This is a genomic window from Streptosporangium sp. NPDC006013 (assembly GCF_040614275.1).
GTDB lineage: Bacteria > Actinomycetota > Actinomycetes > Streptosporangiales > Streptosporangiaceae > Streptosporangium.
The window spans coordinates 1-25,623 of the sequence record NZ_JBEXUE010000101.1; the positions used below are offsets into that span (position 1 = coordinate 1).

General features: G+C 69.5%; 25 protein-coding genes and 1 pseudogene. 10 read left to right on the plus strand and 16 right to left on the minus strand.

Translation table 11 applies throughout. The annotated features are described in order from the left end of the window. Positions 1–480: nuclear transport factor 2 family protein (locus tag ABZ260_RS17715; RefSeq protein WP_355618356.1), on the minus strand; the 480-nt coding region annotated here is incomplete at its 3' end. 274 nt (positions 481–754) lie between these two features. Here ABZ260_RS17715 and ABZ260_RS17720 point away from each other — a divergent pair. Further along, positions 755–1,657 carry an AraC family transcriptional regulator gene (locus tag ABZ260_RS17720; RefSeq protein ID WP_355618359.1) on the plus strand — a complete coding sequence of 301 codons (903 nt, stop codon included), beginning with the start codon at positions 755–757 and terminating at the stop codon, positions 1,655–1,657. A 167-nt stretch (positions 1,658–1,824) separates the two neighbouring features. Here the strand turns inward: ABZ260_RS17720 and ABZ260_RS17725 are convergent, their stop codons facing one another. The 9 genes from ABZ260_RS17725 to ABZ260_RS17765 all read right to left on the minus strand — a co-directional run bounded on the left by ABZ260_RS17725 (position 1,825) and on the right by ABZ260_RS17765 (position 10,403). Further along, the gene (locus ABZ260_RS17725; RefSeq protein WP_355618420.1) at positions 1,825–3,237 is read right to left on the minus strand and encodes a benzaldehyde dehydrogenase; all 1,413 of its coding nucleotides are present in this window, start codon (positions 3,235–3,237) and stop codon (positions 1,825–1,827) included. Between the two features lie 75 nt (positions 3,238–3,312). After that, complete coding sequence (locus ABZ260_RS17730; RefSeq protein ID WP_355618362.1) at positions 3,313–4,428, minus strand: NAD(P)-dependent alcohol dehydrogenase; 1,116 nt, start codon at positions 4,426–4,428, stop codon at positions 3,313–3,315. 12 nt (positions 4,429–4,440) lie between these two features. Beyond that, on the minus strand, positions 4,441–4,659 hold the full coding sequence (locus ABZ260_RS17735) for a hypothetical protein (protein ID WP_355618365.1): 219 nt from the start codon (positions 4,657–4,659) through the stop codon (positions 4,441–4,443). Beyond that, positions 4,643–5,683, minus strand: coding sequence for a branched-chain amino acid ABC transporter permease (locus tag ABZ260_RS17740; protein ID WP_355618368.1), 1,041 nt, complete (start codon positions 5,681–5,683; stop codon positions 4,643–4,645). Before ABZ260_RS17740 ends, ABZ260_RS17735 begins: the two co-directional genes overlap by 17 nt. Beyond that, positions 5,680–6,546: a branched-chain amino acid ABC transporter permease gene (locus tag ABZ260_RS17745; RefSeq protein ID WP_355618371.1), complete on the minus strand. Its 867-nt coding sequence runs from the start codon at positions 6,544–6,546 to the stop codon at positions 5,680–5,682. The genes ABZ260_RS17740 and ABZ260_RS17745 overlap by 4 nt, the downstream gene beginning before the upstream one ends. 1 nt (position 6,547) lies before the next feature. Continuing rightward, positions 6,548–7,285 (minus strand): ABC transporter ATP-binding protein, encoded by a 738-nt coding sequence (locus ABZ260_RS17750; RefSeq protein WP_355618374.1) that lies wholly within the window; start codon positions 7,283–7,285, stop codon positions 6,548–6,550. Further along, a complete protein-coding gene (locus ABZ260_RS17755) occupies positions 7,282–8,037 on the minus strand; it encodes an ATP-binding cassette domain-containing protein (RefSeq protein ID WP_350951785.1) in 756 nt (251 codons plus the stop codon). The genes ABZ260_RS17750 and ABZ260_RS17755 overlap by 4 nt, the downstream gene beginning before the upstream one ends. Beyond that, positions 8,037–9,344 (minus strand): ABC transporter substrate-binding protein, encoded by a 1,308-nt coding sequence (locus ABZ260_RS17760; protein WP_355618378.1) that lies wholly within the window; start codon positions 9,342–9,344, stop codon positions 8,037–8,039. Before ABZ260_RS17760 ends, ABZ260_RS17755 begins: the two co-directional genes overlap by 1 nt. Before the next feature lie 219 nt (positions 9,345–9,563). Then, the gene (locus tag ABZ260_RS17765) at positions 9,564–10,403 is read right to left on the minus strand and encodes an IclR family transcriptional regulator (RefSeq protein WP_355618381.1); all 840 of its coding nucleotides are present in this window, start codon (positions 10,401–10,403) and stop codon (positions 9,564–9,566) included. A gap of 155 nt (positions 10,404–10,558) precedes the next feature. On the opposite strand from ABZ260_RS17765, the gene ABZ260_RS17770 reads away from it, so the two are divergent. Further along, the gene (locus ABZ260_RS17770) at positions 10,559–12,070 is read left to right on the plus strand and encodes an aldehyde dehydrogenase family protein (protein ID WP_350911053.1); all 1,512 of its coding nucleotides are present in this window, start codon (positions 10,559–10,561) and stop codon (positions 12,068–12,070) included. Positions 12,071–12,080: 10 nt separating this feature from the next. After that, a pseudogene (locus tag ABZ260_RS17775) lies at positions 12,081–12,380 on the plus strand (transposase); the annotation flags it as partial. Between the two features lie 83 nt (positions 12,381–12,463). Here the strand turns inward: ABZ260_RS17775 and ABZ260_RS17780 are convergent. Together ABZ260_RS17780 and ABZ260_RS17785 are read right to left on the minus strand one after the other, a co-directional pair. After that, positions 12,464–12,745 (minus strand): hypothetical protein, encoded by a 282-nt coding sequence (locus ABZ260_RS17780; protein ID WP_355618385.1) that lies wholly within the window; start codon positions 12,743–12,745, stop codon positions 12,464–12,466. Between the two features lie 210 nt (positions 12,746–12,955). Then, complete coding sequence (locus ABZ260_RS17785) at positions 12,956–14,101, minus strand: epoxide hydrolase family protein (protein WP_355618388.1); 1,146 nt, start codon at positions 14,099–14,101, stop codon at positions 12,956–12,958. 52 nt (positions 14,102–14,153) lie between these two features. On the opposite strand from ABZ260_RS17785, the gene ABZ260_RS17790 reads away from it, so the two are divergent. The 5 genes from ABZ260_RS17790 to ABZ260_RS17810 all read left to right on the plus strand — a co-directional run bounded on the left by ABZ260_RS17790 (position 14,154) and on the right by ABZ260_RS17810 (position 19,199). Next, on the plus strand, positions 14,154–15,131 hold the full coding sequence (locus tag ABZ260_RS17790) for a WYL domain-containing protein (protein ID WP_355618390.1): 978 nt from the start codon (positions 14,154–14,156) through the stop codon (positions 15,129–15,131). A gap of 468 nt (positions 15,132–15,599) precedes the next feature. Continuing rightward, entirely contained in the window at positions 15,600–16,772 is a 1,173-nt protein-coding gene (rho, locus tag ABZ260_RS17795) for a transcription termination factor Rho (RefSeq protein WP_355618392.1), read from the plus strand. A gap of 36 nt (positions 16,773–16,808) precedes the next feature. Further along, positions 16,809–17,234 carry a hypothetical protein gene (locus tag ABZ260_RS17800; RefSeq protein WP_355618395.1) on the plus strand — a complete coding sequence of 142 codons (426 nt, stop codon included), beginning with the start codon at positions 16,809–16,811 and terminating at the stop codon, positions 17,232–17,234. 133 nt (positions 17,235–17,367) lie between these two features. Further along, a complete protein-coding gene (locus tag ABZ260_RS17805) occupies positions 17,368–18,783 on the plus strand; it encodes an RtcB family protein (RefSeq protein ID WP_355618398.1) in 1,416 nt (471 codons plus the stop codon). A 5-nt stretch (positions 18,784–18,788) separates the two neighbouring features. Continuing rightward, positions 18,789–19,199, plus strand: a complete 411-nt coding sequence (locus ABZ260_RS17810; RefSeq protein ID WP_355618401.1) for an archease — start codon at positions 18,789–18,791, stop codon at positions 19,197–19,199. Between the two features lie 163 nt (positions 19,200–19,362). Here ABZ260_RS17810 and ABZ260_RS17815 read toward each other — a convergent pair whose 3' ends face one another. Both ABZ260_RS17815 and ABZ260_RS17820 read right to left on the minus strand, forming a co-directional pair. Further along, positions 19,363–21,564 carry a serine/threonine-protein kinase gene (locus ABZ260_RS17815; protein ID WP_355618404.1) on the minus strand — a complete coding sequence of 734 codons (2,202 nt, stop codon included), beginning with the start codon at positions 21,562–21,564 and terminating at the stop codon, positions 19,363–19,365. 328 nt (positions 21,565–21,892) lie between these two features. After that, complete coding sequence (locus tag ABZ260_RS17820; RefSeq protein ID WP_355618407.1) at positions 21,893–22,261, minus strand: DUF4345 family protein; 369 nt, start codon at positions 22,259–22,261, stop codon at positions 21,893–21,895. Positions 22,262–22,312: 51 nt separating this feature from the next. Between ABZ260_RS17820 and ABZ260_RS17825 the strand changes: the two genes are divergently transcribed. Beyond that, positions 22,313–23,092, plus strand: coding sequence for an AraC family transcriptional regulator (locus ABZ260_RS17825; protein ID WP_355618410.1), 780 nt, complete (start codon positions 22,313–22,315; stop codon positions 23,090–23,092). Between the two features lie 257 nt (positions 23,093–23,349). On the opposite strand, the gene ABZ260_RS17830 is transcribed toward ABZ260_RS17825, so the two are convergent. Then, on the minus strand, positions 23,350–23,871 hold the full coding sequence (locus ABZ260_RS17830) for a phospholipase (protein ID WP_350951769.1): 522 nt from the start codon (positions 23,869–23,871) through the stop codon (positions 23,350–23,352). A 445-nt stretch (positions 23,872–24,316) separates the two neighbouring features. Then, a complete protein-coding gene (locus tag ABZ260_RS17835; protein WP_355618414.1) occupies positions 24,317–24,868 on the minus strand; it encodes an NAD(P)H-dependent oxidoreductase in 552 nt (183 codons plus the stop codon). A gap of 113 nt (positions 24,869–24,981) precedes the next feature. On the opposite strand from ABZ260_RS17835, the gene ABZ260_RS17840 reads away from it, so the two are divergent. Then, the coding region (locus ABZ260_RS17840; protein ID WP_355618417.1) for a cupin domain-containing protein at positions 24,982–25,623 on the plus strand (642 nt) is incomplete at its 3' end.

Below are 25,623 nucleotides of genomic sequence, written 5' to 3' on the forward strand. Positions count from 1 at the left end.
GTAGTCGGTCAGCACCGTGTAGTCGGCGCCGACGAGAACCTTTTCGGCGAACTCGCCGACCAGAGCGCGGCCGGCCTCGGTCGTGCCCGGCGTGGTGACCTCTGCCGGGCCGTCGGTCTGGGACCGGCCGGAGACCGTGGCAGGCGCGACCGGGGCCAGGGCGTCCCAGTGCTCGGCGAGCTTGCCGTTCTCCACCCGGAAGATGTCGAAGGCGACCAGCGGCTGAGGTCCGAACCCATGGTAGATGCCGTGAAGGGCGACCAGGTCACCGTCTGCGATGACGCGAGCGCCCTCGTAGCGGAACTCCCGAGGCAGGTCCGCCACCAGCTGTCGCAGCGCCTCGGGGCCGTCGGCGATCAGAGCGCTGTGCTGGACATAGCCGGGGGCGACCCAGCGGTCTACGGCCGACGGGTCCTTGTCACCGAACAGCCGGTCGGCGGCCGCCAGCACGATGGCCTTGGCGTCGTTCGAGGTGGTCATGACATGTGCTCCCTGTCGATGGGGGATTGACGATCGTCGGTGGAGGCTCTTATCGGGGCTGCCGGATGCCCGAACAGCCGGGGACGGGATGCGACTCCCGTACCGGATGAAGGTCACGACACCGGTCGCGGCGGGTGCCGAAGCCAACCGCACGTGCCCCCACCCGCTTGTCTTACGGTCTTGCCTATAGCCGTCACCGGTTCATTTCCGATACGCGGTGACACCTTCAAAACTAGGGATTGATCTGAGGTGATGGTGAGTACGCTGGTGACTGATGATGGTGAAAAATCGACACGTCGCCAGGCGGAGGATCCCCGAGGTCGCCTTCGCCGCACCGGTCGGCACCCCTGCCACCATCGAGGTGATGTCGCTGGCCGATCTACGGACCCGTATCGACGGGCGACACCTGGGTCAGCCGCAGCGGCCCGCGTTCCACCACCTGCTGGCTCTCACCGGCGGCTCCTTGCGGCACATCGTCGACTTCACCGACTACGCCCTCACACCCGGGATGTGGCTCTGGCTCCGGCCCGGGCAGGTCCACCAGTGGGGTGACCTGACCCAGGCCGAGGGCACCTTGATCTTGTTCGAGCCGGACTTCCCCGATCCGGCCACCGCCGACATCGCTCGCCTGGACGACGTCCACACCTCGCCGGTGTGGACCGCGACCGGCGAGGACCTGCGGGCACTGACCGCCGCCACGGATCACCTGCGGCACGAGTTCAACGCCCTGGGACGGCTGCCCCTGGAGGCGCACATCGCCGCGCTCCGTCACCTGCTGGCCGTACTGCTGCTGCGCCTGACCCACCTGACCTCACCCGCCGGCGCCCTCGCCCCGGAGACGGAGGAGACCTACCTGCGCTTCCGCGACGCGGTGGAGCGCGGTTTCCCGCGCAGCCACAAGGTGGAGGACTACGCCCGGACACTGGGCTACTCGCCGCGGACCCTCTCCCGCGCCACCTTGGCCACCGCCGGCATCGGCGCCAAGGAGTTCATCGACCGCCGCATCATCCTGGAGGCGAAACGTCTGCTGGCGCACGGCGACCAACCGGCCGCCCACATCGCTGCCCAACTCGGCTTCTCCAGCCCCACCAACTTCAGCAAGTACTTCCACCACCGCACCGGCACGACCCCGATCGCCTTCCGCACCGCCATACGCCGCCCGGCGCCCGAGCGCTGACTCGTCAGCAATGCCTGATCCTCCGCTGGCGCTCCCAACGCAAAGTAGTCAAATCACCAAAAGGGCCTAATCACCTCCAAATGGGCGGATACTCCTCCACCGGAGGCCAGGCAGTGGCGCGGCACGCGGCCGGCCCGGGTCCAGCCGGCCGCGTGGTGGGAAGGCCCTCAGAAGGGATAGCGCGCGGGCTCGCCGCGCATGGTGATCCAGCGGGTCTCGGTGAACGCCTCGATGTTCGCCGCGGCGCCCCCGAAGCGGGCCCCGGTGCCGGACGCCCGCACGCCGCCGAATGGCGCGTTGGCCTCGTCGTTCACGGTCTGGTCGTTGATGTGCACGATGCCGGTGGGGATGCGTTCCGCGACGGCAAGCCCGTGCATCACGTCACGTGTCACGATGCCCAGCGAGAGCCCGTACTCGCCCGCCGCGGCAAGCTCGGCGGCCTCCTCGGCCGAGGACACACGGGTGACCGGCGCGACGGGACCGAACACCTCCTCGGCGAAGGCGGGCGCGGTGAGGGGGACGTCGGCCAGCACGGTCGGCCGGTAGAAGAGGTCGTCGTACGTTCCGCCGGACACCGGTTTCGCGCCCTGTTCCACGCTCGCCGTGACCATGCGGTGGATCTTGTCCCGCTGTCCCGCGTCGATGACCGGCCCCAGCGCGACCGCGCCGGACTTCGGGTCGCCCACCAGAAGCCTGCCGGCCTTCTCCGCGAGCCGTTCCACGAAGTCGTCGTACAGCCGCGCGGAGACCAGGTGACGCCCGGTCGTCATGCAGATCTGCCCCTGGTGGAAGAACGACCCCCAGGCGGCCAGGTTCACCGCCGCGTCCACGTCGGCGTCGTCGAGCACCAGCAGCGCGGAGTTCCCGCCGAGCTCCAGATGCGCCCGCTTCAGATGCCGCCCCGCCAGCTCGCCGATACGGCGGCCCACGGGGGTCGAGCCGGTGAACGAGATGACCCGGACGTTCGGGTCGGTGACCAGGGCCTCGCCGACATCGGCGCGGCCGGGCAGCATCTGCAGGACACCGGACGGCAGGCCGGCCTCCTCGAAGACGCGCGCCATGAGCGTGCCACCGGTGACTGCGGTGCGTGGGTCCGGCTTGAGGATGACGGCGTTGCCGAGGGCGAGCGCCGGGGCGACCGACCGGATGCCGAGAATGATCGGCACGTTGAACGGTGAGATCACCGCGACCACGCCCGCCGGCATCCGCCGCGCCATGGACAGCCGCGGCTGCTCCGATGGCAGGACCTCGCCGATCGCCCGGCTCGGCAGCGAGGCCGCCTCGTAGCACTCCTCCGCCGCCACGTGTAGCGCGAACCCGGCCATCCCCGGGACCGCGCCGACCTCACGGATGTTCCAGTCGCTGATCTCCTCGGCGTGGCGCTGCCACAGGTCTCCGGCTCTGCGCAGGACGGCCGCGCGCGCGGTGTGCGGCATCGCCGCCCACTCCCGCTGGGCCCTGGTGGCCGTCTCCCCCGCCTCGGCGACGTCCTCGGGGGTCGCCAGCCCCATCCGGCCGAGTTTCTCACCGGTGGCCGGTTCGACGACCGCGTAGTCGCCTCCCCGCCCGGTGGTCCACATGCCGTTCTTGAAGATGTTCCCCTGCCAGTCGACGTCGTCGAGAAGTCCCACAGCGGGTGTCCTTTCCTGTTGTCCTCAGTGGCTCATGCGCAGGACGGGCTTGAGCACGTCGCCCTGGCGGCTGTCTTGCAGTGCTGTGTCGATGTCGGTCAGGTCGTAGAACCGCACCAGCCGGTCGAACGGGAAGCGTCCCTGGCGATGCAGTTCGACGAGGGTGCCGATGAGCGTCTCGCTGCGGCCGCTGCCGCCCAGGGTGCCGACGACCCGCTTGCCCCACAGCGTCGACAGGTGGTCGAGGCCGAACTCCGCGCCCGCCGGCGCGCCGCCGATGAGGACGCAGGTCCCGAGCATTCCCACGCTGTCGGCCGCCTGGCGTACGACGGGGATGACGCCGGTGCACTCCATGGCGTAGTCGGCCGGCCCGCCGCAGATCCGGTGCACCTCCGCCACCGGGTCGGCCTCGGAGACGTGGACGGTGTGGGTGGCGCCGAACTCCTCGGCCAGGGTGAGGCGGGCCGGATGCCGGTCCACCGCGATGATCGTCGTGGCCGGGGAGAGCCGGGCGGCCATCACCGCGGCCAGCCCGACCGCGCCCACGCCGTACACCACGAGGCTCGATCCCGGGCCGGGCTTCAGCGTGTTGAACACCGCCCCCGCGCCCGTCGAGATGCCGCAGGCGAGCGGGCCGAGCAGGTCCAGCGGCGCGTCCCGGGGGACCACGACCAGGGCGTCGGCCCAGGTGAGCGAGTAGGTCGAGAACGACGATTGGCCGAAGAAGTGGCTGTGCACCGGTGAGCCGCCGGGGCGGCGCAGGGCGGTCTGCCCGGCGCGCGGGCCGAGCAGTCGCCCGCCTCCGCACAGGGCCTCCCCGAGGCGGGCGCAGTAGCGCGGCTCGCCGTCGCGGCAGTTGCGGCAGGCGCCGCACGACGGCCAGCCGATTACCACGTGGTCGCCCGGCCGCACCCGGGTGACGCCGTCGCCCACGGCCACGACCTCCCCGGCTCCCTCGTGGCCGAGCACGCCGGGGAACGGCATCGGCAGGTCCCCGTGCCGGGTGATCTCGTCGGTGTGGCAGATTCCCGAGGCGACGATCTTCACCAGCGCCTCGCCCGGCCCGGGCTCGTCGAGATCGAGTTCTTCGATGCGGAACGGTTCGTGGAGCTCGTCGACGACGGCGGCGGTCACCTTCATGGCGTTCTTTCCTCAAGACTCGGGGGGACGTTGGGAGAAGGCAGCGGCGGGATCAGCCGCTCTACCGTGCGGGCCGTCGGTGGCGAGCGCCGACGCCCACGCCCGGGCCTCGCCGGCCGTCACCGTCGCGTACGCGTTGAGCCACGGCTCGGCGGGCGACAGCTCACCGCGGGCGATGGCGGCCGAGGCGACGGTCGCCGTACGAGCGACCGTCTCAACCGGAGACGACATCGGTGTCCCGCTTCCGGACGAAGTAGCCGACGGGGAACAGGCTCAGACCGGTCCTGTCACGCACCAGCCCCCACAACCCCCGCGGGAGCCGGAGCGCCGCCGCGATGCCGATGGCGCCCAGGAGCACCAGGTACCAGGAGCCGTAGTCGGACAGCAGCTGCTGCAGCCCGAAGAAGACGACCGCCCCGATCAGGGGACCTTCGATGGAGCCGATGCCGCCGATGACGACAATGAAGATCATGTACGCCGACCACTGCACGCTGAAGATGGCGTCGGGGTTGACACTGAGCGAGCTCACCGTGATGACCCCGCCGGCCGCGCCGCAACCGATCGCCGAGACGAGGTAAACCACCTGCTTGGCCCGCCGTACGTCGATCCCGACGGAGCTCGCGGCGGTCTCCTCGTCGCGTACGGCCATGAGCGACAGGCCGAGCCTGCCCCGCAGCAACAGGTAGCATCCGGCGATCGTGGCCAGTGCCAGGACGAGCGCGGTCCAGTAGGTCAGCGCCCCGCGCAGGACCTGGTCGATGCCGGAGAGCCCGGTCAGGCCCTTGCCGCTACCGCCGCCGAGGCTGTCCACCCGTACGACCAGGAGCCGGTATACCTCGGCGATCACCCAGGTCCCGACGGCGAAGTAGTCGCCGCGCAGCCGGAAGGCCAGCCACGAGGTCGGCAGCGCAAAGACGGCGCAGGTGAGCGCGGCCAGCGGCACCGCGAGGTAGGGCTGCACGCCCAGGTCGGCGAGCGCGATGACGCTGTAGGCGCCGATGCCGATGTAGGCCTGCTGCCCCACCGAGACCAGCCCGCCGAATCCGGCGAGCAGGTTCCACATGCCGGCCAGCGCGACCAGCACGAACAGGTTGACGAGGGTGTCGGTGACCGTGCTGAACACCAGGAACGGGAGCGCCGCGAGCACCGCGACGGCGATCAGCATCGCGACGGCCGACAGGTGGGAGGAACGGGCGGCGCGGCTCACGTCCACCGCCACCGCCGCGCGTGCGGTCAGCGTCTGGGAGATGGTCATGCGGTCCGTCCTGCGAGCAGGCCCTGCGGCCGGAAAGCCAGGACGGCGAGGAAGACGAGGTGGCCGGCGAGCAGGGTCAGCGCGGGGTCGATCTGCGCCCCCAGGGACTGGGTGACGCCGAGGACCATGCCGCCGAGCAGTGTCCCCCACAGCGACCCGAGACCGCCGATGACGACCGCCTCGAAGGCGAAGATCAGCCGCGAGGGGCCGATCGCGGGGTCGAACGAGGAGCGGATCGCGAACATCAGGCCGGCCAGCGCGACGGTGGCGAACGCGATGGCGGTCGCGATGCCGTAGACGTGCCGGCTGTCGGCGCCCACCAGGTTCGCGGTCTCCCGGTCGTCGGACGAGGCGCGCAGCATCCGGCCAAGGCCGGTGCGCGACAGGAACAGCTGGATGCCGGCCAGGGCGAGGCAGGCCAGCAGGAACGTCGTCAGCGAGAGGTAGCCGACGGAGATCGAGCCGCTAAGCTCGAACGAGCCCGTGGCGAAGGAGCCTCCGTCGAGGGTGCGGGTGTCCGCGGAGAAGATCTCCAGCAGGACGTTCTGGAGCACGATGGACAGGCCGAAGGTGACCAGCAGAGTCGCCAGCGGCCCCGCGGACAGGCTGCGTTGCAGCAGCACCCGCTGGGTGAGATAGCCGAGCACGGCGAACAGCGGCACGGTCACGACCAGCACGACCCACAGGGGGAGCCCGGTTCCGCTGATCAGGGCCAGCGCCAGGAACGAGGCGACCACCGCGAGGTCGCCGTGTGCGAGGTTCACGATCCGCATGACGCCGAACATCACCGACAACCCGGTCGCGAACAGCGCGTAGAGCCCGCCGAGCAGTAGCCCTTGGATAACGGCGTTGAGCCAACCCATGTCAGTTTCGTCCCTTCCCTGCGGTCTCGGCCGGCGCCGCTCCGATCCCGAAATACGCGTGCTCGACCTGTTCCGAGGTCAGGTCCTGAGGACGTCCGTGCAGGACGGAGCGGCCTTCGAGCAGGCAGTGCACCCTGTCTGCCACCCGCAGGGCCTGGGAGACGTCCTGCTCGACGATCAGCGCGGTGGTGCCGCTGGCGACGATGTCCGGAAGCACCTGGTAGATGCGGCGTACGATCACCGGCGCCAGGCCCAGCGACAGCTCGTCGATGAGCAGGAGGTCGGGGTTGGACAGCAGCGCCCTGCCGATGGCCACCGACTGCTGCTCGCCGCCTGACAGCTGTGCGGCGTTCTGCCTGCGCCGGTCGGCCATCCAGGGGAACAGCTCGTAGACCCGGGCCACGGTCCAGGGGCCGGGACGCCTGCGGTACGCCCCGGTCAGCAGGTTCTCCTCTACCGTGAGGGAGCGGAACAGCCGCCGCCCCTCCGGCACCAGGGCGATCCCCTCCGGCACGCGCCTGTACGCGGGGAAGCGGGTGATGTCGCGCCCCTTGAAGTGGATGCTCCCCGACGTCAGGGGATTGAGCCCGGCCAGGGCGCGCAGCAACGTGGACTTGCCCGCGCCGTTGGCGCCGATGACCGCGAGCACCTCGCCCTTCTCCATGTCCAGGCTGAGGCCGTCCACGGCGCGGAGCCGGCCGTGGTGCACGGTGAGGTCGCGGATCGACAGCAGCGTCATGAGCCCTCCTCGTCGGTCAGGCCGGTCTCCGGGCCGCCGCCCAGGTAGAGCTCGCGTACCTTCGGGTCGGCGAGCACCGCCATCGGCTCGCCGTCCGCGACCACGTCGCCGCCGGCCAGGCACACCATCCGGCCGACCGTCTTCACCAGCGCGTGCACGACGTGCTCGATCCAGACGATGCCGAGGCCCTCGGTGTGCAGCCGTTTCACCACCTCGACCAGTTCGACCACCTCCGGCTCGGTCAGCCCGCCGGCGACCTCGTCCAGCAGCAGCAGCCGGGGCGCGGTACCGATGGCGCGGGCCACCTCCAGGCGCTTGCGCTGAAGCAGGGTGAGCCGTCCCGCGGGGGTGTTGGCGAGGTCGGCCAGGCCGGTGCCGTCGAGCACGTCCATGCTGTGCGTCCAGGCCTGCCTGCCCTTGAGCCCGGCGCCCTGGTGGGCGCAGACCAGCACGTTCTCGAACACGGTCAGGTGCTCGAAGGGCCGGGGCACCTGGTAGGTGCGGCCGACGCCGGCCCGGGTGCGGGCGTGCGGCGGTACGGCGGTGACCTCCCGCCCCTCGAACCACACCGCGCCGCTGTCGGGGCGCAGGTCACCGGAGATCATGGCGAACAGGCTGGACTTTCCGGCTCCGTTCGGCCCCACGATCCCGAGCGCCTCACCCGGCTGGACGGAAAGCGTCAGCTCCCTGGCGACGGTCACCTTGCCGAAGCTCTTGGTGACGCCGTCGAGGTGCAGCAGTGGCGAGGCCATCAGGCGTTGGTGGGCATCAGGTCGCCGCCGACGGGGACGTCCTTGTTCGCCGAGTTGTCGACGATGACGACGTCCCAGGGGAAGCGCTCGCCCTTGCGCCACTGACCGCCGACCGGGTGCTGGATGGCGATGCCCGGCTGCGGGCCCGCGGTGAAGTCGAGGTTCCCGCTCATGCAGTTGATCTTCATGCCACGCAGCTTGGCGGCCACCTCGTCGCGGTCCTTGGGGTCGCTCGCCTCCTTGAACGCCTGGACCGCGATCTCGAACAGGGAGTAGACCGAGCCGAGGGCCTGGGTCCACTGCTTGCCGGTGGCCGCGGCGAAGCCGTCGGCGAGCTGCCTGGCGCTCTTGCCGTCGATGGTGGAGGTGTACGGGTGGGCGGGGCTCCACCAGAAGTCGGTGGCGATGTTGTTCGCGAGCTCACCGAGGGCCTCGGCCTCCGAAGGGAACAGCATGACCTTCGCGACGGTGGCCAGCTTCGGCCGGAAGCCCTGCTGCCGGGCCTGCTTCCAGAAGGTCTGGAAGTCCGGGGGGATCGGGGTGCAGGTGAACAGCTCGGCGTCCGACTCCTTGAACTTCGCGATCTGCGCGGTGAAGTCGGTCGCGCCGCCCTGGTAGGCGCCGCCGTCGACCACGGTGTAGCCGGCCTTCTCCATCATCGGGCCGAGCCCCCGGCGGAACGCGTTGGCGTCGGTGTCGTTGGGCCACAGGGACGCCACGTTCTTGTTCGAGACGTCCATGCGCTCCCACATCGGGAAGAAGCAGTCGGCGAATTCCTGCATGCCGAAGAAGAACAGCGTCGTGTATTTGAAACCCTCGCCCGGCTTGCCGCCCCGGCCGTGGAACCACGCCTCCCACGGAGCGATCGTGGTGACGTTCGGGATGCCGTTGGCCTCGCACTGATCGGCCACGGGGTTGGTGGTGTCGGGCGTGGAGGAGCCGACGATGAGGTCGACCTTGTCGCTGTTGATCAGCTGCCGGGTGACCTCGGTGGCGCGATTGGGGTTCGACTGCGTGTCCTTGACGACGATCTCGAGCGTGCGCTTCTTGCCGCCGGAGGTGAACCCGTTCCGCAACGCCTCCTGGATCTGCTTGACCACGAAGTTGTCGGCGCTGGCGAAGCCGGCCAGCGGGCCCGTCTGAGGGCTGACATATCCGATCTTGAGCACGTCGGACGAGGAACCGCCCGTGCCCTTCAGCCCGCCGCAGGCGCTCACCAGCGAGCCGCCGCCGAGGGCCGCGGCACCGAGACCGACCGTCCTGAGGAAGGAACGGCGGCCCAGTCCGTCCATAGAGATGTCGCTCACGCCAAACTCCTTCTTTGACGGTGTCCGAGCGGAGGCGCTCTTCATGGGACACCGCGTTGCTCTGTGTTGCCTTGGGGGGAACTCGTTCGGCCACCTCGCGGCTGGGAGACGGCACGGACATCCGGGTGGCGGAAAGTTGAGCCGACCGTACGGTCCCGTTAACACCAGAGCAACACTGTGTTCCGGAAGTTCGAACGCGATTTGCGTGTTTGGAACGACTTAGGGCTGTGGGCGGTATCCGAGGCGCTTGGAGATCTCGGCGGCGGCGCGCCGGAGCGGCGGTTCGACCCGTCCCGCCAGGGCCTCGACGGTGGTCGGCGCGACGGTGAGGTGAACGGCGACGTTGACCGCCGCGACGACCTCGCCCGAACGATCCCGCACCGGAGCCGCGAACGACCGCAGCCCCGGGGCCAGTTCCTCGTCGTTCACCGCGACGCCGCTCTGGCGCACCTTGGCGAGGGCGGCGGTCAGCTGCTCCCGGTTGGTGATCGTCTTCGGCCCCCGGCGTGCCATGTCCGTGCGGTCGAGGATCTGCCTGAGCGCCACCGGGTCCCGGTACGCCAGCAGCACCTTGCCCATCGCGGTGCAGTAGGCGGGCAGCCGGGAGCCCACGTGCAGGTTGAGGTCCATGGCCAGGGAACTGCGCCGGCCGCTTCGCCTGCGGTCCACGTAGACGACGTCGGGTCCGTCGCACAGCCCCATGCTGGCCGTGAACCCCGTCTCGTCGGCCAGGGTCTGGAGCAGGGGTCCGGCGACGCGGGTGAGCTCCATGGAGTCGATCGCCGCGAACCCGAGGTCAATCGCCCGCGGGCCGAGGAAGTACTTTTTGGTCTCCGGGTCCTGCTGGATGTACTCCAGCTTGGTCAGGGTGGCGACGTACCGGTGCGTCGTGCTCTTGTTGAGGCCGACGGCCCGTGCCAGGTCGGCGATCCCCAGCACCGAGCGGTTCCCGGTGAAGGCGGACAGGATGCTCAGCCCCCGCTCCAGGGACACGGAGAAGGAACCGGAGGGGTCGGATGTTGCGCGGCCGCGCGGGCGGGGGGACTCGTCATCGGTCACGGGGGTCAGCATATGGTGACTTCGTTCCACCTATTCGAACCATTTTGACTACGGGCTCGATCGGGTGAACGCTGTTCGACCGGGTGGCACAGGTGGCCTCCCCGCGTCCGGCGGCGTGGCCGTACGAGACGAGGCGAAAGAGAGGATCGAGCCATATGGCCGGAGCGGGGGGCACCGGAAGCGGGGCGATCCGTGCTGCGAGCGGCTGCCGGAAGGCGCGCGTCGAGCACTTCGTCGGTGGCGACTGGGCGCCGGCCGGATCCGGACGCTGGTATCCGAACCGTTCCCCCTGGTCCGGCGAGGTACTCGGCGAGATCGCCGCCGGTGACGGCGAGGACGCGCACCGGGCGATCGAGGCCGCCTCCGCGGCGTTCGGCGGCTGGGCCGGGGAGTCGCCCTGGCGACGCCAGCAGATCTTCCTGCGCGCGGCCGACCTCCTGGAGGGGCGCCGCGCCGAGATCCTCGACGCCCTCGCGGTGGAGACCGGGTGCGGGTGCCACTTCGGCGGCGTCCAGGTCGACTTCGCCCTCAAGCTCCTCCGCCAGGCCGCGCAGCTGGCGTACCGGCCGACCGGGGAACTGCTCCCGTCGGACATCGAGGGCACCCAGGCCATGGCCGTACGCCGCCCGGTGGGAGTGGTCGGCGCGATCGCCCCCTGGAACGCCTCACTCGCCCTGGCGGGACGGGCGGCCATCGGGCCGCTCGCGCTCGGCAACACCGTGGTGCTGAAACCCTCGGAGGAGTCCCCCTACACCGGCGGCGCGCTCTGGGCGGAACTCCTCCAGGAGGCCGGCCTGCCCCCCGGCGCGTTCAACGTCGTCACCCACGCCCCGGGCGAGGCCGGCGACATCGGCGACGCGATGCTCACCAATCCCCTGGTCAAGCGGATCAACTTCACCGGGTCGACGCCGACGGGACGGCGCCTCGCCGAGAAGGCGGGCAGGCACCTCAAGCGCGTCGTGCTCCAGCTCAGCGGCCAGAACCCGCTCATCGTCGCGGGCGACGCCGAGGTCGGTTACGCAGTGGACGCCGCGGCCTACGGCGCCTTCGTCCACCAAGGACAGGTGTGCATGTGCGCACGGCGGATCTACGTCGAGCACCCGCTGGCCGAGGAGTTCGCCGAGCGGTTCGCGGCCAAGGTGGCGGCGCTACCGACGGGCGACCCGCGCGATCCGGCGACGGTCGTCGGGCCGGTCATCAACGAGTGGGCCCTGGCCCTCCTCGACCGCCGCGTCAACGAGGCCGTCGAACTCGGCGCCCGCATCCTGGCCGGCGGAGTCCCCCGGCCGCCCTGCTATCCGGCCACCGTGCTCACCGACGTCCCCGACGAAGCCGAGATCGCCCACGGCGAGACCTTCGGGCCGGTCGTGATCCTGGAGGCCGTCGCCTCGGCCGAGGAGGCGGTCGTCCGGGCCAATCGGTCGGATCTGGGCCTGGCCGCCTCGATCATCACGGGTGACAGCCGCCGCGGCCTGCGGCTGGCGGCGAAACTGGACGTCGGCATCGTCCACGTGAACGACCAGCCCGTCAACGACGAGCCGCACATGCCGTTCGGCGGCGTCAAGGACAGCGGCTGGGGACGTTTCGGGCTCGGTTTCGCCGCCGAGGAGTTCTGCGAGCTCCAGTGGGTCACCGTACGCGACCAGGACCGGACCTTCCCCTTCTGACCTACCACTCGAGGGCGTGATCTGGCGGTTCGAAACGGGCGGGCAGTGGCGGGAGATGCCGAAGGAGTTCGGCGCCTGGCCGACCGTGCACAACCGCTTCCGGCAGTGGAGGGACGCCGGCGTCTTCGAAGCCCTGCCGCAGGGCCTGATCGCGGAAGCCGAAAAACGCGGCAAGGTGGACCTGTCCCTGGTCGGCGTGGACTCCACCACCGCCCGCGCCCATCACGACGTCGCCGGGATGCACCTCGGCCAAGACGTCCTCAGCGTCCTGGAGAAGGCCGCCGCCGAGGAGGAGAAGGCGCGGCAAAAGGGGGCGGCCCGGAAGGACATTGGGAGTCACTCCGAACTCGGAGTGAATCGAAGCCCCTGTGGTTCAGGGCGAGGTGGACTCGTTCAGGTGCTCATCCGGTCACGTGCCGCGATGGCCAAGGCGATGAAATCACGAAACCGTGCGAACTCCTCCTGGTCCATCTTCAGTCTCACCCCGCCCACGACCTGGTCGTCGCCCCGTCTGGCGCCGAGCCGAACCTTGAACCCGTCGCCGTGCGGCTGGACATCCACCCCAAGAAACGCCACGTGATAGCGGCTGCTCTCGGACAGGTCCCGGTGAAAGATTTCAAGGGTCCTGCCGTCCTGTACCAGAATGTAATCGCCGAGCTGAAACTCCGCCGCCATAGCTCCCGCTTCGAAACCGTGTAGCTAACAATGCCCCCGACTGTCCCATACGATCAGCGGTCTGAAGGCTGCCGGCGTGTCGCGGTTGGCGCCGGCACGGCGGCTGGAGGTGTTGACGAGGCCCTCTGACCTGCGTTTCATCACGTCCGGGTCGGCTCGGTGTGGGCCGACCCGGACGTGATCAGGTCGAACGGCGAACGTTTTCGCGTGTCATCGCAGGGTGCGGAAGAAGGTCCGGATGTCCTGGATGAGCAGGTCGGGGGTTTCCATGGCGGCGAAGTGGCCGCCCCGGTCGTATTCCGACCAGTGCACGACGTTGTGGTCGCGTTCGGCGATGCTCCGGATGCCGGCGTCGCCGGGGAACACGGCGACGCCGTGGGGCAGTGCCGAGTATCCGGACGCGGCGCCCCATGATGCTTGTGTCTCCTTGTAGAGGCGGGCTGATGAGGCGGCGGTCCCGGTGAACCAGTAGATGCTGATGTCGGTGAGCATCTGGTCGACGTCCACGGCGTCTTCGGGGAGCTCGTGGGCCGGGTCGGTCCACTCCTTGAACTTCTCGGCGATCCACGCGAGTTGGGCCGCGGGTGAGTCGTGCAGGCCGAACGCCAGGGTCTGCGGCCGGGTCGCCTGGATGATCGCATAGCCGCTGCGGTCGGAGTCCTGGTATTGGCCGAGCCGGGCGAGTTCGGCCGGGGTGAGTCCCTCGAACTCGGCCGGGTCGCCGGTCGGGAACCCGAGGGCGCCGTTGACGTGCACGCCCGCGACGTGCGCGGAGTCGACGCGGCCCAGCATCGGTGAGATGACCGCGCCGCTGTCGCCGCCGTGGGCGCCGTAGCGCTGGTAGCCGAGGCGGCTCATCAGCTGCGCCCACGCTCGCGCAACGCGGTTCAGGTCCCAGCCGGGCTCGGTGGTCGGCCCGCTGAAGCCGAATCCGGGAATCGACGGTGCGATGACATGGAAGGCATCGGCCGGCTCGCCACCGTACGCGACCGGGTCACTCAGCGGCTCGATCACCTTCATGAACTCGGCGATCGAGCCGGGCCAGCCGTGTGTGATGATCAGTGGCAACGCGTCCGGCTCGGGCGAGCGGACGTGCAGGAAGTGGATGTCCTGCCCGTCGATCCGCGTCGTGAACTGCGGAAAAGTGTTCAGCCGCGTCTCAGCGGCGCGCCAGTCGAAACCGGTCCGCCAGTACTCGGCCAGTTGCTGCGCGTAGCCCACCGGGACCCCGTAGGACCAGCCCGCTCCGGGCAGTTCGTCCGGCCAGCGTGTCGCCGCCAGCCGGGCGCGCAAGTCCTCCAGCCGCTCCTGCGGGATGTCGATCCGGAACCGGTGTATCTGCGTGTCGCCGTTCATGTCTGCCACGATAGGAGCCAGTTAGGTCAGGTTCTGTCCTAGGATGGTCGCCATGTTGGAGACATCGGCCCGGCTACTGCGGCTGCTGTCGCTGTTGCAGACGCCGAAGGACTGGCCGGGCACGGAGCTCGCGGAGAGCCTCGGCGTCTCGGCCCGCACCATCCGCCGCGACGTGGACCGGCTGCGCGCGCTGGGGTACGTCGTGCACGCCACCGCGGGAACGCCCGGATACCGTCTCGGCGCCGGCACGGGTGTTCCACCGCTGCTGCTCGACGATGACGAGGCGGTCGCGGTCGCCCTCGGACTCGGCACCGCCGCCATCTCCGGCGTGGCCGGGATCGGGGACACCTCGGTCCGTGCACTCGTCAAACTCGAGCAGGTGCTCCCGCCCCGGCTCCGGCACCGCGTCGGCGCCCTGCGCACGGCCACCCTCCCGCTGGCGAACACGGCCGATGCCGTGGACCCGACGGTGCTCACCGCGATCGCCTCGGCCATCCGTGACCGAGACAGCCTGCGGTTCGATTACCGCGTCCAGGACGGCACCGAGGCCCGCCGCACCGCCGAGCCGCACCGGCTGGTGAGCTCGGGCCGCCGCTGGTACCTGGTCGCCTGGGACACTACCCGGTCCGACTGGCGCACCTTCCGCGTCGACCGGATGCGCCTGTGCTCGCCGAACGGGCCACGCTTCGCTCCCCGGCAGCCACCCGGCGGCGACCTGGCCCGCTACGTCGCCGAGCAGATCTCGGTCAGCCCATACCGCTACCGCGGCCGGTTCACGATGCACGCCCCCGCCGACGTCATCGCCGCGCGGATGCCGCCGACGGTCGCAACCGTCGAACCCGACGGCGACGATGCGTGCGTGCTCAACACCGGCTCGAACTCCCTCGACGAACTCGCAATATGGGTCGCGCAGATCGGCGTCGCCTTCGAGGTGCACGAACCACCCGAACTCATCGAACACCTGCGCACACTCGGCACCCGCCTCCTCGACGCCACGCGGTGGCCTCCGGAGGCCGGCGCAAATCGGTGATGCGCGGGTTCCGGCTTCATAGGTGGCGGCGTACCGGTCGGCGAACTCGCTCAGCCGGTGGTCGATCAGTTCGACCACGGCGGTGGTGCCGCGCGGCTTGGGCCGCTCCAGCGTCACATCCGCCTGAGGGTCTCTCGTCCTCGGCAGGTGGTACGCCAGGATCCTGGGTTGCGTTCGACCCCGGGGATGGTGTTACCGTGTAAGTGGCTCGTCGATGTGATCGATCTGATCCCTTTTCCGATTCAGAGCCCTTCTCCAGCCGCCGCTGAGCGTCGGTATTCCGCTTTCGCCCACTGCTGAGGGCGTCACTTCCCGTTCGGCAACCGGACGGCGTCATCACGCACCTCTCTTTGTGCGCGTGAACCGCCCGCCGCCTGCCAGAACTTCATCGCGCTATGCCCGCCATCGGGCCGAATAGGCGCGCATTCCCCCTTTCCATCACCCATTTCCGGTCTTAAGGAAACGCCCATGACCATCACCACCGAAAAGCCCTCGAAAAGAAACACCACGACCACCACCCCGGTAGCCCGGAACAGCACACGCCCACCCGCCGAAGAACGGGAGGTGACCGGGTTGCTCGACGTCCGCGACGGGAGGGCCTACCTCAGGACGAGCGGCTACCTCCCGGGCGAGGACGACGCCTGCCTGCCCGCCGCACAGGTGAAAGCACTCGGCCTGCGCCCGGGCGACCTGATCACGGCACTCCTGCGCAAGCCGTACGGCAAGCCGGCCGAGGTGGTGTCGATCGACGGCGCGGAGCCGGGCAGCGCACGGCCGCACTTCGCCGACATGACGCCCGTTCACCCCCACCGCCGCCTGCTTCTGGAGACGGGATCATCGATCACCCGCCTGATCGACCTCATCACCCCGGTCGGCCTGGGGCAGCGCGGTCTGATCGCCGCGCCACCGAAGACCGGGAAGACCATGGCGCTCAAGGCGATCGCCGACGCCATCGCAGCGAACCATCCCACTGTCCACCTCATGGTGGTACTTGTGGGTGAGCGCCCCGAGGAGGTCACCGACTTCCGCCGGCAGGTGCGCGGCGAGGTGATCGCCTCGACGTTCGACCAGCCCGAACGCGACCATACGGCGCTCGCCGAACTCGCGATCGAGCGGGCCAAACGGCTCGTCGAGCGTGGCCGGGACGTCGTCGTCCTAATGGACTCCCTGACCCGGCTCGGCAGGGCGTACAACGTCATCGCCCCGAAAGGCGGCAAGACGCTGACGGGTGGGGTCGACGCGTACGCCGTCCACCAGCCGAAACGGCTGTTCGGCGCGGCCCGCGCGACCGAGGAGGGCGGCTCGCTCTCCATCCTCGCGACCGCGCTCGTCGAGACGGGCTCGCGGATGGACGACTACCTCTTCGAGGAGTTCAAGAGCACCGGCAACATGGAGCTGCGGCTTGACCGGACTCTCGCCGAGCAGCGCCTGTTCCCCGCCGTGGACGTGACCTCCTCCAGCACACGGCGGGAGGAACTGCTCCTCGCCGACGACGAGCGAGAGATCATCTGGAAGCTCCGGCAGGTGCTCGCGGGCCTGAACCACGAGCAGGCGCTCACCGGGATACTCGACGGTCTGCGCACGTCACCGTCCAACGCCGTCTTCCTCCGGCAACTCGCGCTCTCACAGGCTCCCCGCTGAGGCCGATCTGCACCACGACCCTCGGCAGGATCATCTATGAAGATGATCAGCAAGTGGTCGTCGTCCCTCACGCCGGCTCCGGCGGCACCGGAACGGTCCTCGTCGATGGGACCTAAGGACCGGCCAACGAAGGACGTAAGTCCCTGTGCCGCGAGTGTCGGCCCCGGCAAGGGTGAGAAGGAGAACACTTCCTGGGAGGTGGATCTGATGTCTCAGTCCAAACCCAGTACGGTTCCGGCGTCCGGGGAAACGCATTCGCTTGAGGTCGAACTGAACCTTCTCAAGGCCCGGGTCAGCAGGATCGAGAAACAGATCCAGGTGCTGGCCGAGGCCAATCTGGCCCTCGCGCGGGGCATGGAGGCCAGCCCCATGGAGGAGCCCGGGCAGATGCACCCCGAGCAGGCCGCGCGACTCGCTCACGAACTGTTGCTCGCCGCCGGCCTCGTCAAGGGCGGGGGATGACACGGCATGAGCCGTCGGCACGCCTCCACATCCCCCCAGCAGGTGATCGGCCGCGGTTTCGTCGCAGGCACCGGCCGGTGACGCGGATCGGCGACGGACTCGCGGCGGCCACCCCGATGCGCCGGGTCGAGACATGACGCGATACGACACTTCCACGAGACTCATCCAGGAGACGCCCTTCCGGTTCCGGATCGACCAGCGCGAGCACATGCCGGTCCCCGGGATCGTGTTCGCCTCCGGTGACCTGCTTCCCGAGGAGCAGGCCTTGCGGCAGGTCGTCAACGTGGCCATGCTGCCTGGCGTCGTGCGCGCCTCCTACGCCATGCCCGACATCCACTGGGGGTACGGCTTCCCGATAGGCGGCGTGGCCGCCACCGACATCGCCTCGGGCGGAGTGGTCTCACCCGGCGGAGTCGGGTTCGACATCTCCTGTGGAGTAAGGCTGCTCACCGCCGCTCTCCAGCGCGACCAACTCGCCACCACGCTGAATCGGCTCATGGACGAGTTGGACAGGACCACACCCCGCGGGATCGGCCAAGGCGGGCTATGGCGGCTTTCCGAGGGGCAGCTCGAAGGGGTGCTGTACGGCGGTGCGGGCTACGCCGTACAGCACGGCCATGGCCTGCCCCGCGATCTGGACCGCTGCGAGGACTTTGGGGCGGTCGCCGACGCCGACCCGGCACAGGTCAGCCCCCGCGCGGTCGAACGAGGCCTGGTCCAGGTCGGCAGCCTCGGCTCCGGAAATCACTTCCTGGAGGTCCAGGCGGTCGAGAAGATCTACGACCCGGCGGTGGCGGCCGCGTTCGGCCTCCGGCTCGGCCAGGTATGCGTGATGATCCACTGCGGGTCGCGTGGCCTGGGACACCAGATCTGCACCGATCATGTCCGCGTCATGGAAAAGGCCATGCCGGGTTACGGCATCAGCGTCCCGGACCGGCAACTCGCCTGCGCCCCGGTCGAATCCCGCGAGGGCCGTGCCTACCTGGGCGCGATGGCCGCCGCGGCCAACTACAGCAGGGCCAACCGGCAACTGCTCACCGAGGCCACCCGCACAGCGTTCCGCCACGTGACCGGCGCCACCGTGGACCTGGTCTACGACGTGTCGCACAACCTCGCCAAGATCGAGGTACACGAGGGGATGCGGTTGTGCGTACACCGCAAGGGCGCCACCCGGGCACTCCCGCCGCACCACCCCGACCTACCGGCCGATCTGGCACCGTACGGCCAACCGGTACTCATTCCCGGCACCATGGGCACCGCCTCCCACGTACTCACCGGCGTGACCGGCGCAGATGCCTTCCACTCCACCTGCCACGGTGCCGGCCGCACCCGTAGCCGCCACCAAGCCGCCCGCTCCACCGACGGACGCCGGCTGCGCGACCGGCTGGAGGCGCAGGGCATCGCCGTGCGCGGCTCGTCCTGGCGCGGCTTGGCGGAGGAGGATCCGACCGCCTACAAGGACGTCGACGCCGTGGTGGCCGCCGGCGTCGGAGCCGGCCTGTGCCGCAGGGTCGCCCGGCTGGTCCCGCTCGGCGTGGTGAAGGGCTGATCCCGGTGAAAGGCCACCGTGCCCTGCCCCACACCGCCGACGCCCGCATCGAGGCGTGGGCGCCCACCGCCGCCGAGTGCATCGCCGAAGCGATCCGCGCCATGATCGAAGGCTTCGCCGATCTCGGCCACGCCGAAGGCTGCGCCGTCCAGACGGTACGCATCGGCCCCGGCTTCCCCGAGGACCAGCTCGTGACAGCGCTCGACGAGGTGATCTACCGCATGGACACCACCGCGAGGATCCCCTGCGGCGTCGAAGCGGGTGAGGATCAAGGCGGGCTGTGGCTGCGGCTGGACATGGCCGATGTCGCCACCATCTCCCAGATCGGCGCCGTCCCCAAAGCGGTCGCCCTGCACGACCTGCGCTTCCTTCGTGAACCCCACGGCTGGACCTGCGCGGTGACCCTGGACGTGTGAGTGAGCGGGGAGTCCGCGATGCCTGCCGGAACTCCCACACGGCCACCACGATGGCATGGTCGGTCGGCTCAAGGCCCTTTTCCGCAGGCGTTAAGCGGACTCGGCTTGACGGGAATGAACGCCTTCGGCTCCGCCCAGCGGTCGCCACCCGTCCGAACCCCGGTCACGGAGCGGGCAGTGGGTACGGTGGCCCCAGACTCCACACCCGCATCATGCCGTCGTCACCGCCGGAGACCACCACCGGGCGGCCGTCCAGCCGCCCCACCGCCACCGACTCGATCAAGCCCCGGTGGCCGGTGAAGGGTTTGCCGATCGGCGCACCGGTGGCCAGGTCCCACACCCGCACCGTGTGATCTTTGTAGCCGCCGGAGACCACCACCGGGCGGCCGTCGTCGAGTTGCCCCACCGCAAGGCCCAGGGCCCAGCTCTGGTGCCCGGTGAAGGGTTTGCCGATCGGCGCACCGGTGGCCAGATCCCACACCCGCACCGTGTGATCGCCTTCGCCGCCGCCGGAGACCACCACCGGGCGACCGTCCAACCACCCCACCGCCACCGACTCGACCGGCCCTTCGTGACCGGTGAAGGTTTCGCCGATGGGAGTGCCGGTGGCCAGATCCGACACCCGCACCGTGCCGTCGCCGCCGCCGGAGACCACCACCGGGCGACCGTCCAACTGCCACACCGCCACCGACAGAACCCACTTCTGGTGCCCGGTGAAGGGTTTGCCGATCGGTGCACCGGTGGCCAGATCCGACACCCGCACCGTGCCGTCGAGACCACCGGAGACCACCACCGGGCGGCCGTCCAACCACCCCACCACCACCGACTCGACCGAGCCCTGGTGGCCGGTGAAGGACTTGCCGATCGGCGCACCGGTGGCCAGGTCCCACACCCGCAGCGTGCCGTCGAGACCACCGGAAACCGCCACCGGGCGGCTGTCCGACCGCCCCACCGCCACCGACCAGACCGGTCCTTCGTGACCGGTGAAGGTTTCGCCGATGGGAGTGCCGGTGGCCAGATCCGACACCCGCACCGTGCCGTCGTAGCCGCCGGAGACCACCACCGGGCGACCGTCCAACTGCCCCACCGCCACCGACAGGACCCACTTCTGATGACCGGTGGAGGTTTCGCGGATAAGGGTGCCGAAAGGAATGTCCGTCAAGACGGGCTTCAGCCAGAAGGCGGTGGAGATCAAGATGACAACGACCGCCGCCGCGAGAACCGTCCCCAGGCGACGCCTGGTGTGGCGGTACGGAGACGGTGTCCTCCCGGCCGTGGGCACCGCCATGGAGAGGCCGGGGTCGGCGGTACTGGGCTCATCGGTCAAAGGCGGGTCCGGTTTCGGCCCCGTGGCGGGTATCCGGCCGGCCCCGCCGTGTCCGATGGCCGCGGAGGACCGTCGATCAGATGACGCTGAGATCAGCAGCGGTACCACGCCATCCTGCTCCGCCGTGCCCGGCCCGGCCCTGACCTCGCGGGAGCCTGCGGGCGACGCACCGGCCTGCACCGGATCACGGTCATGTGGAGGCTCGGAAGACGGGCCGGGGTGGTCCTTGATGGGCGTCTCGTGGGTGAGAGCGGTGAACAGGTCGGTGATGCCAGGCCGGGCAGCGGGATCCTTGGCCAGGCAGGCGGCCAGCAGCGGGCGCAGCCGGTCGGGCGCGCCCGCCAGGTCGGGTTCGCGGGTCACGATCGCGTTGATCACCACTACCGGGATCGCGCCGGAGAAAGCCGGATGCCCGGTGGCGGCGTAGACCATGGTGGCGGCCCAGGCGAACACGTCCGAGGCCGCACCGGCCGGGTGTCCGTTGAGCTGTTCGGGCGACAGGTAGGCGGGGGTCCCTATCAGGGCGGATCCCGTGGTGGAGTGTTCCAGCAGGCGGGCGATGCCGAAGTCGATGACCACCGGCCCTTCCTGCCCCATGATCACGTTGCTCGGTTTGAAGTCCCGGTGGACGATGCCGGCCCGATGGATCGCGGCCAGTGCCGTCAAGGTGGTGATCGCCAGCCGGTCCAGCCCGCCGCCGGTGCGTGGCCCGTCCTGGGCGATGAGCTCATCCAGAGAAGGGCCTCGGACGTACTCGCTGACCAGGTAGGGCCGGTCCCGGGCGATCCCCGCGTCGATGACCCGTGCGGTACAGAAGGCCGCAACGCGGCGGGTGATCTCGGCCTCGCGCAGAAAACGTTCCCTGGCTGCGGGGTCGGCGGCCATCCGGGCGTGCAGCGTCTTGACCGCCACCGGCTGTCCGGAGGGCGCCTGGCCGAGATAGACCACCCCCTGGCCGCCCTCGCCCAGCACTCCGGTCAGCCGATAGTCACCGACCTGCCGGGGATCGTCTTCGGCCAGCGGGTGCGGACCGGACACGGCATTCCCTTCCCCTGGCCTCACAGGCGGACGACCCCAGCCGCCCTTGGTCCGATAAATAACGCTATACGTCTCCTAATAAGGGGGAAAGCTTTTGGGGAGAATGAAGGCCTTACGGCTCAGGTCTCGACGGGCGAGGGGACGCCGAAGATTTGGCGCGAAAGCCTGTCACAAAATCGCGCTCGATATCTTCTCGTACCGGCTTCTCATACCGGCGACACCAACCGGAGCCGGTACTACTACTGGCTGGGGGCGACCGATGGCCCACCGGACACCAGGGTGGCGAACGGTCGTCTTCGGGGGGACACCCGATGAGACGCCTCCGCGCTCACCAGCCGGTGGTGAGGAGGAGAGCACCGCCGGCCACCTCGACCCAGAAGTAGAGCCAGGAAGGGTAGAACGCTGAGGGCCGCTCGACGACGTGCGCCGTCAGCCGCCCGAACGCCATGCCCAACAGCGCCACCGCGACGGCCACCACCGCACCGCGACGGATTCCGCCGACATCGGCGAGCGCCAGGGCCAGCAGTACCGCGATGCTCACGCCGAACCCCCCGTACACGGCGCGTATCTCCGCCCGTGCTTCGGCGAGCTCCGCGACCATCCCGAACGGCCTGATCAGCGCGGCGGGCGCGATGAGTCCGGACACGCCCATCCCCAGAAAGAAGACCGCCACGGCGATGATGACCACGGTGGCCATAGGCTCGCTCCCCATGTCTCGAAAGAGTCGTTCGCGGGAGATGATGCCGCTGTGAGCAGATCACCGCTTTCACAAACCTGCCGCGATCCCGGCGCGGTACTTTGGCTGTGGCCGGGTCAGGCCATCTACCACGGACCGGCGCTGGACCTGGAGGCACACTCCGGCTCGGTTGCCTGCCTTGCGATCGGGCTCGACGACGTCTTCACCGTGCAGACGCGGGGACGGCCCGTACAGACCGCGCGCAGCGCCCTGATCGCACCCCGCCTCACCCACCGGCTGGTCGCCCGGGGTGACCGGATGCTCTTCTGCTACCTGGATCCGAGCTCCTCCAGGCCGCTGGCCTGCGAACGGCGGATGACCTCGGGCGACTCCGATCTCGGACTCGCCCACCGCGAGGAACGGCTGCTGATCCGCTACGCCCCTCGGCCAGGCTCGGTCACCTCCGCGTCGAACTGGCTGGATCTGGCCGCGCCCCGCAGGCCCGTCCAGATCGACGCCCGCATACAGGACGCCGTCGCGCGCCTGCGTGCCGAGGTGCACCGGACCGTCTCAGCCGAGGAACTCGCCATCGGCTGTGGCCTGTCCACCTCACGGTTCCTGCATCTGTTCCCGGCCCACACCGGCACGAGCTTCCGCCGCTACCGACTGTGGACCCGGATGCTGCGCGTCGCCGAACTGATAGCCGAACGACGCGACCTCACCACCGCCGCAGCCGATGCCGGATTCGCCAGCCCTTCCCACTTCAGCGAGGCCTTCCACCGCATGTTCGGACTCCAGCCCAGCCGCCTGCTCGCCGCTGGAGTCACCGTCATCGACGCGACCGCACGGTGATTCGTTTCCGCGCCGGATGCGTGGCCTGCGTCCAAGTGCTCTCGCGCCTTCTCCAACTCCTCGACAACGTCGACATGGATTAAGCCCGGCCGATGCGAACATTCACCGGGAGTCCGGCCGTACACGGGGAATTCGAGCCGGCCGCTGTGCGGCCAAACCCTTCCCGACCGTCGCCACGGCTGCCCCCGGGCGTGCCGGGCCGGCACGAAACCGGCCCGGCGGCGGTCAGCGGGTGGGAGTGATCCCGCGGGGACGGGTCACATCTCGGTGGTCTGGGCGGCCTGCTCGGCGGTCTGGCGGATTCGTTCGATCTGCGCCTCGGTGACGTTGAGGGTGCCGAATTCCCTGACCGCCTGGTAATAGGTCCAGGCGAGGCCGTTGCAGGTGTTCCTGGGGATGGTGGAATATCCCGCGCAAACCTGCTTCATATCGAAGTAGAACGCGTCGTCGATGCGCGCCTTGTTCGCCGGGAACTGGCTCACCGCCTTGTAGTTGCGGTAGCCGAAGTCGTGACGCCGGCACGGCATTCTGAAGTCGAAGCCGAGTGGCTGGTCGGGGCTGCTCGAACAGAGGTCGGTCGACCAGTCGAAGGCGTAGTCCGCCCAGCCCGCCTGGTTCTGCCAGGCAGAGCGCCAACTGGCGGCGCTGGACGCCGTGGGCTGACTGAAACCGGAAAGTGCGGCGAGCTTTTGCTCCAGTGTCACCGCGTAGGCGGGCAGTGTTAATCCGAGTAATGTGACGAGGGAGAGGGCGACGGCTGCGAGGGCTCGTTTGACCATGGGCTCTGCCTTTGTCTGGGGGATGCCTCTCATGGCAGATTTCTGCCATCGCCTAACAATGAAACGAAATAACCTGATATGCCGGAACGGATCTTCGTCAAGATCGGCATGGGTGTTCGTAAACGATCGCTCTTTACAAGAATTACAACATCCTGTAATGGCGCGTTTCGAAAGGCCGAATCACAGGGGCGTGCCCCTGTTCGCGGCGGCCCGGGGGTAACGGCGGCACTGTGCGCCTGCGTCCTCCCCCCGGCCACCACCGAGGACGATCTCGTGGTCCTGCTGGACGAGATCCGTGCCGCCGCGAGGGAACTCGCCGCACAAGGATCCGCCAGTGCAGGTCACAGCGGCGTCAACACCATGAGAATCTCGTCTCGGTCATCATCCGGGGCCAGACGGAGGGCGCCGGGGCGGCGGCCGACGGGGACGCCCGCCCGTCGCCGGCTCACCCCCTGAGCGGACGCAGGGCGGAGCCCCAGGTGAGGACCTGGTCGAGGACGAGGTTCAGCCGGTCCTCGTGGGCGGCGGCGGGCTTGAAGCCGTCCGCGAAGTCGCTGTGGATCGACAGCCCGACCTGGTTCGACACGGTGGCCACGCTGAGCAGGCCCAGGACGTGCCGCAGGTGCGAGATCGCCCGGGGCGCGCCGTCCACACCGTAGCCGACGAAACCGGCCGCCTTGTTGTTCCATTCCGCGTACAGGAAGTCGAGGGCGTTCTTGAGCGCGCCGGGGTACGAGTTGTTGTACTCGGGGGTCACGATCACGAACGCGTCCAGGGCCGAGACCTTGGCCGACCAGCGCTTGGTGTGTTCGTGCTGGTAGTTGCCCATGGCGGGGTGCTCGGGCTCGTCCAGGTTGCCCAGGTCGTAGTCCTTCAGATCGACGAGTTCGTACTCGGCGTCGCCTCGTTTGACCGCCAGATCGCGGACCCAGTGCGCCACCGCCTCGCCGTTGCGGCCGGGACGGGTGCTGCCCAGAATGATGCCTACCCTCAGCATGTCAATGCTCCCTCAATCGGTTACGTGAACCACCGTAGGGAGACCTGCTGAGATACTGAATGCGCTGCTGTCCAACATTTATACGCCAGCGTCTCAGGTCATAGACTGGCCGCATGGATATGCTGAGCGACGTGGCGGCCTTCATCCGGTGCGGGCGCCCCACCTCCGCCCGCGTCTCCTGGCGGGCGCCCTGGGGTGTGTCGTTCCGCGCGACGCCCGGGTCCGCGGGTTTCCAGGTGGTGCTGCGCGGGTCCTGCTGGCTCATTCCCCCGGATGGCGAGCCCGTTCCGCTGAGCATGGGCGACCTGGTGTTCCTGCCGCACGGCGACCTGTTCGGGCTGGCCGACGATCCCGCGAGGCCGCTGGTCGAGTCGGACTGCGGGCCGCATTCCGAGCTGTTCGCCTCGGCCGGTTTCGGTGGCGCCGGGGCCGAGACGGTGATCCTGTCCTGCGGCTACCGGCTCGACCCCGACAGGACTCACCCGATCCTGAGCTCGCTGCCCGGCGTGATCCACCTGCCCGCGACGCTCGGCAGCCATCCGGAGCTGCGGGCCGCCGTCGAGCTGCTGGCCGCTGAGATCGACAACCCGCGCCCCGGCACGGACACCGTTGTGTCGTCCCTGCTCGACATGTTGCAGCTGTACGTCCTGCGGGCCTACTTCGAGACCCAGGACGAGCCCTGCACGCTGTCCGGCTGGGCCGCCGCGCTGGCCGACCCGGCCATCGGCCGCGCGCTCGACGCCATCCACCGCGAC

Excerpts from the sequence above, each read along its gene's own strand:
- ABZ260_RS17755 (WP_350951785.1), bottom strand. The coding sequence starts at position 8,037 with ATGGCCTCGCCACTGCTGCACCTCGACGGCGTCACCAAGAGCTTCGGC.
- ABZ260_RS17745 (WP_355618371.1), bottom strand. The coding sequence starts at position 6,546 with ATGGGTTGGCTCAACGCCGTTATCCAAGGGCTACTGCTCGGCGGGCTC.
- ABZ260_RS17820 (WP_355618407.1), bottom strand. The coding sequence starts at position 22,261 with ATGGCCACCGTGGTCATCATCGCCGTGGCGGTCTTCTTTCTGGGGATG.
- rho (WP_355618392.1), top strand. The coding sequence starts at position 15,600 with ATGACCATCACCACCGAAAAGCCCTCGAAAAGAAACACCACGACCACC.
- ABZ260_RS17785 (WP_355618388.1), bottom strand. The coding sequence starts at position 14,101 with ATGAACGGCGACACGCAGATACACCGGTTCCGGATCGACATCCCGCAG.
- ABZ260_RS17830 (WP_350951769.1), bottom strand. The coding sequence starts at position 23,871 with ATGGTCAAACGAGCCCTCGCAGCCGTCGCCCTCTCCCTCGTCACATTA.
- ABZ260_RS17725 (WP_355618420.1), bottom strand. The coding sequence starts at position 3,237 with ATGTGGACCACCGGGCGGGGAGGCGACTACGCGGTCGTCGAACCGGCC.
- ABZ260_RS17800 (WP_355618395.1), top strand. The coding sequence starts at position 16,809 with ATGAAGATGATCAGCAAGTGGTCGTCGTCCCTCACGCCGGCTCCGGCG.
- ABZ260_RS17730 (WP_355618362.1), bottom strand. The coding sequence starts at position 4,428 with ATGAAGGTGACCGCCGCCGTCGTCGACGAGCTCCACGAACCGTTCCGC.
- ABZ260_RS17740 (WP_355618368.1), bottom strand. The coding sequence starts at position 5,683 with ATGACCATCTCCCAGACGCTGACCGCACGCGCGGCGGTGGCGGTGGAC.
- ABZ260_RS17780 (WP_355618385.1), bottom strand. The coding sequence starts at position 12,745 with ATGGCGGCGGAGTTTCAGCTCGGCGATTACATTCTGGTACAGGACGGC.
- ABZ260_RS17720 (WP_355618359.1), top strand. The coding sequence starts at position 755 with ATGATGGTGAAAAATCGACACGTCGCCAGGCGGAGGATCCCCGAGGTC.
- ABZ260_RS17835 (WP_355618414.1), bottom strand. The coding sequence starts at position 24,868 with ATGCTGAGGGTAGGCATCATTCTGGGCAGCACCCGTCCCGGCCGCAAC.
- ABZ260_RS17770 (WP_350911053.1), top strand. The coding sequence starts at position 10,559 with ATGGCCGGAGCGGGGGGCACCGGAAGCGGGGCGATCCGTGCTGCGAGC.
- ABZ260_RS17750 (WP_355618374.1), bottom strand. The coding sequence starts at position 7,285 with ATGACGCTGCTGTCGATCCGCGACCTCACCGTGCACCACGGCCGGCTC.
- ABZ260_RS17790 (WP_355618390.1), top strand. The coding sequence starts at position 14,154 with ATGTTGGAGACATCGGCCCGGCTACTGCGGCTGCTGTCGCTGTTGCAG.
- ABZ260_RS17805 (WP_355618398.1), top strand. The coding sequence starts at position 17,368 with ATGACGCGATACGACACTTCCACGAGACTCATCCAGGAGACGCCCTTC.
- ABZ260_RS17735 (WP_355618365.1), bottom strand. The coding sequence starts at position 4,659 with ATGTCGTCTCCGGTTGAGACGGTCGCTCGTACGGCGACCGTCGCCTCG.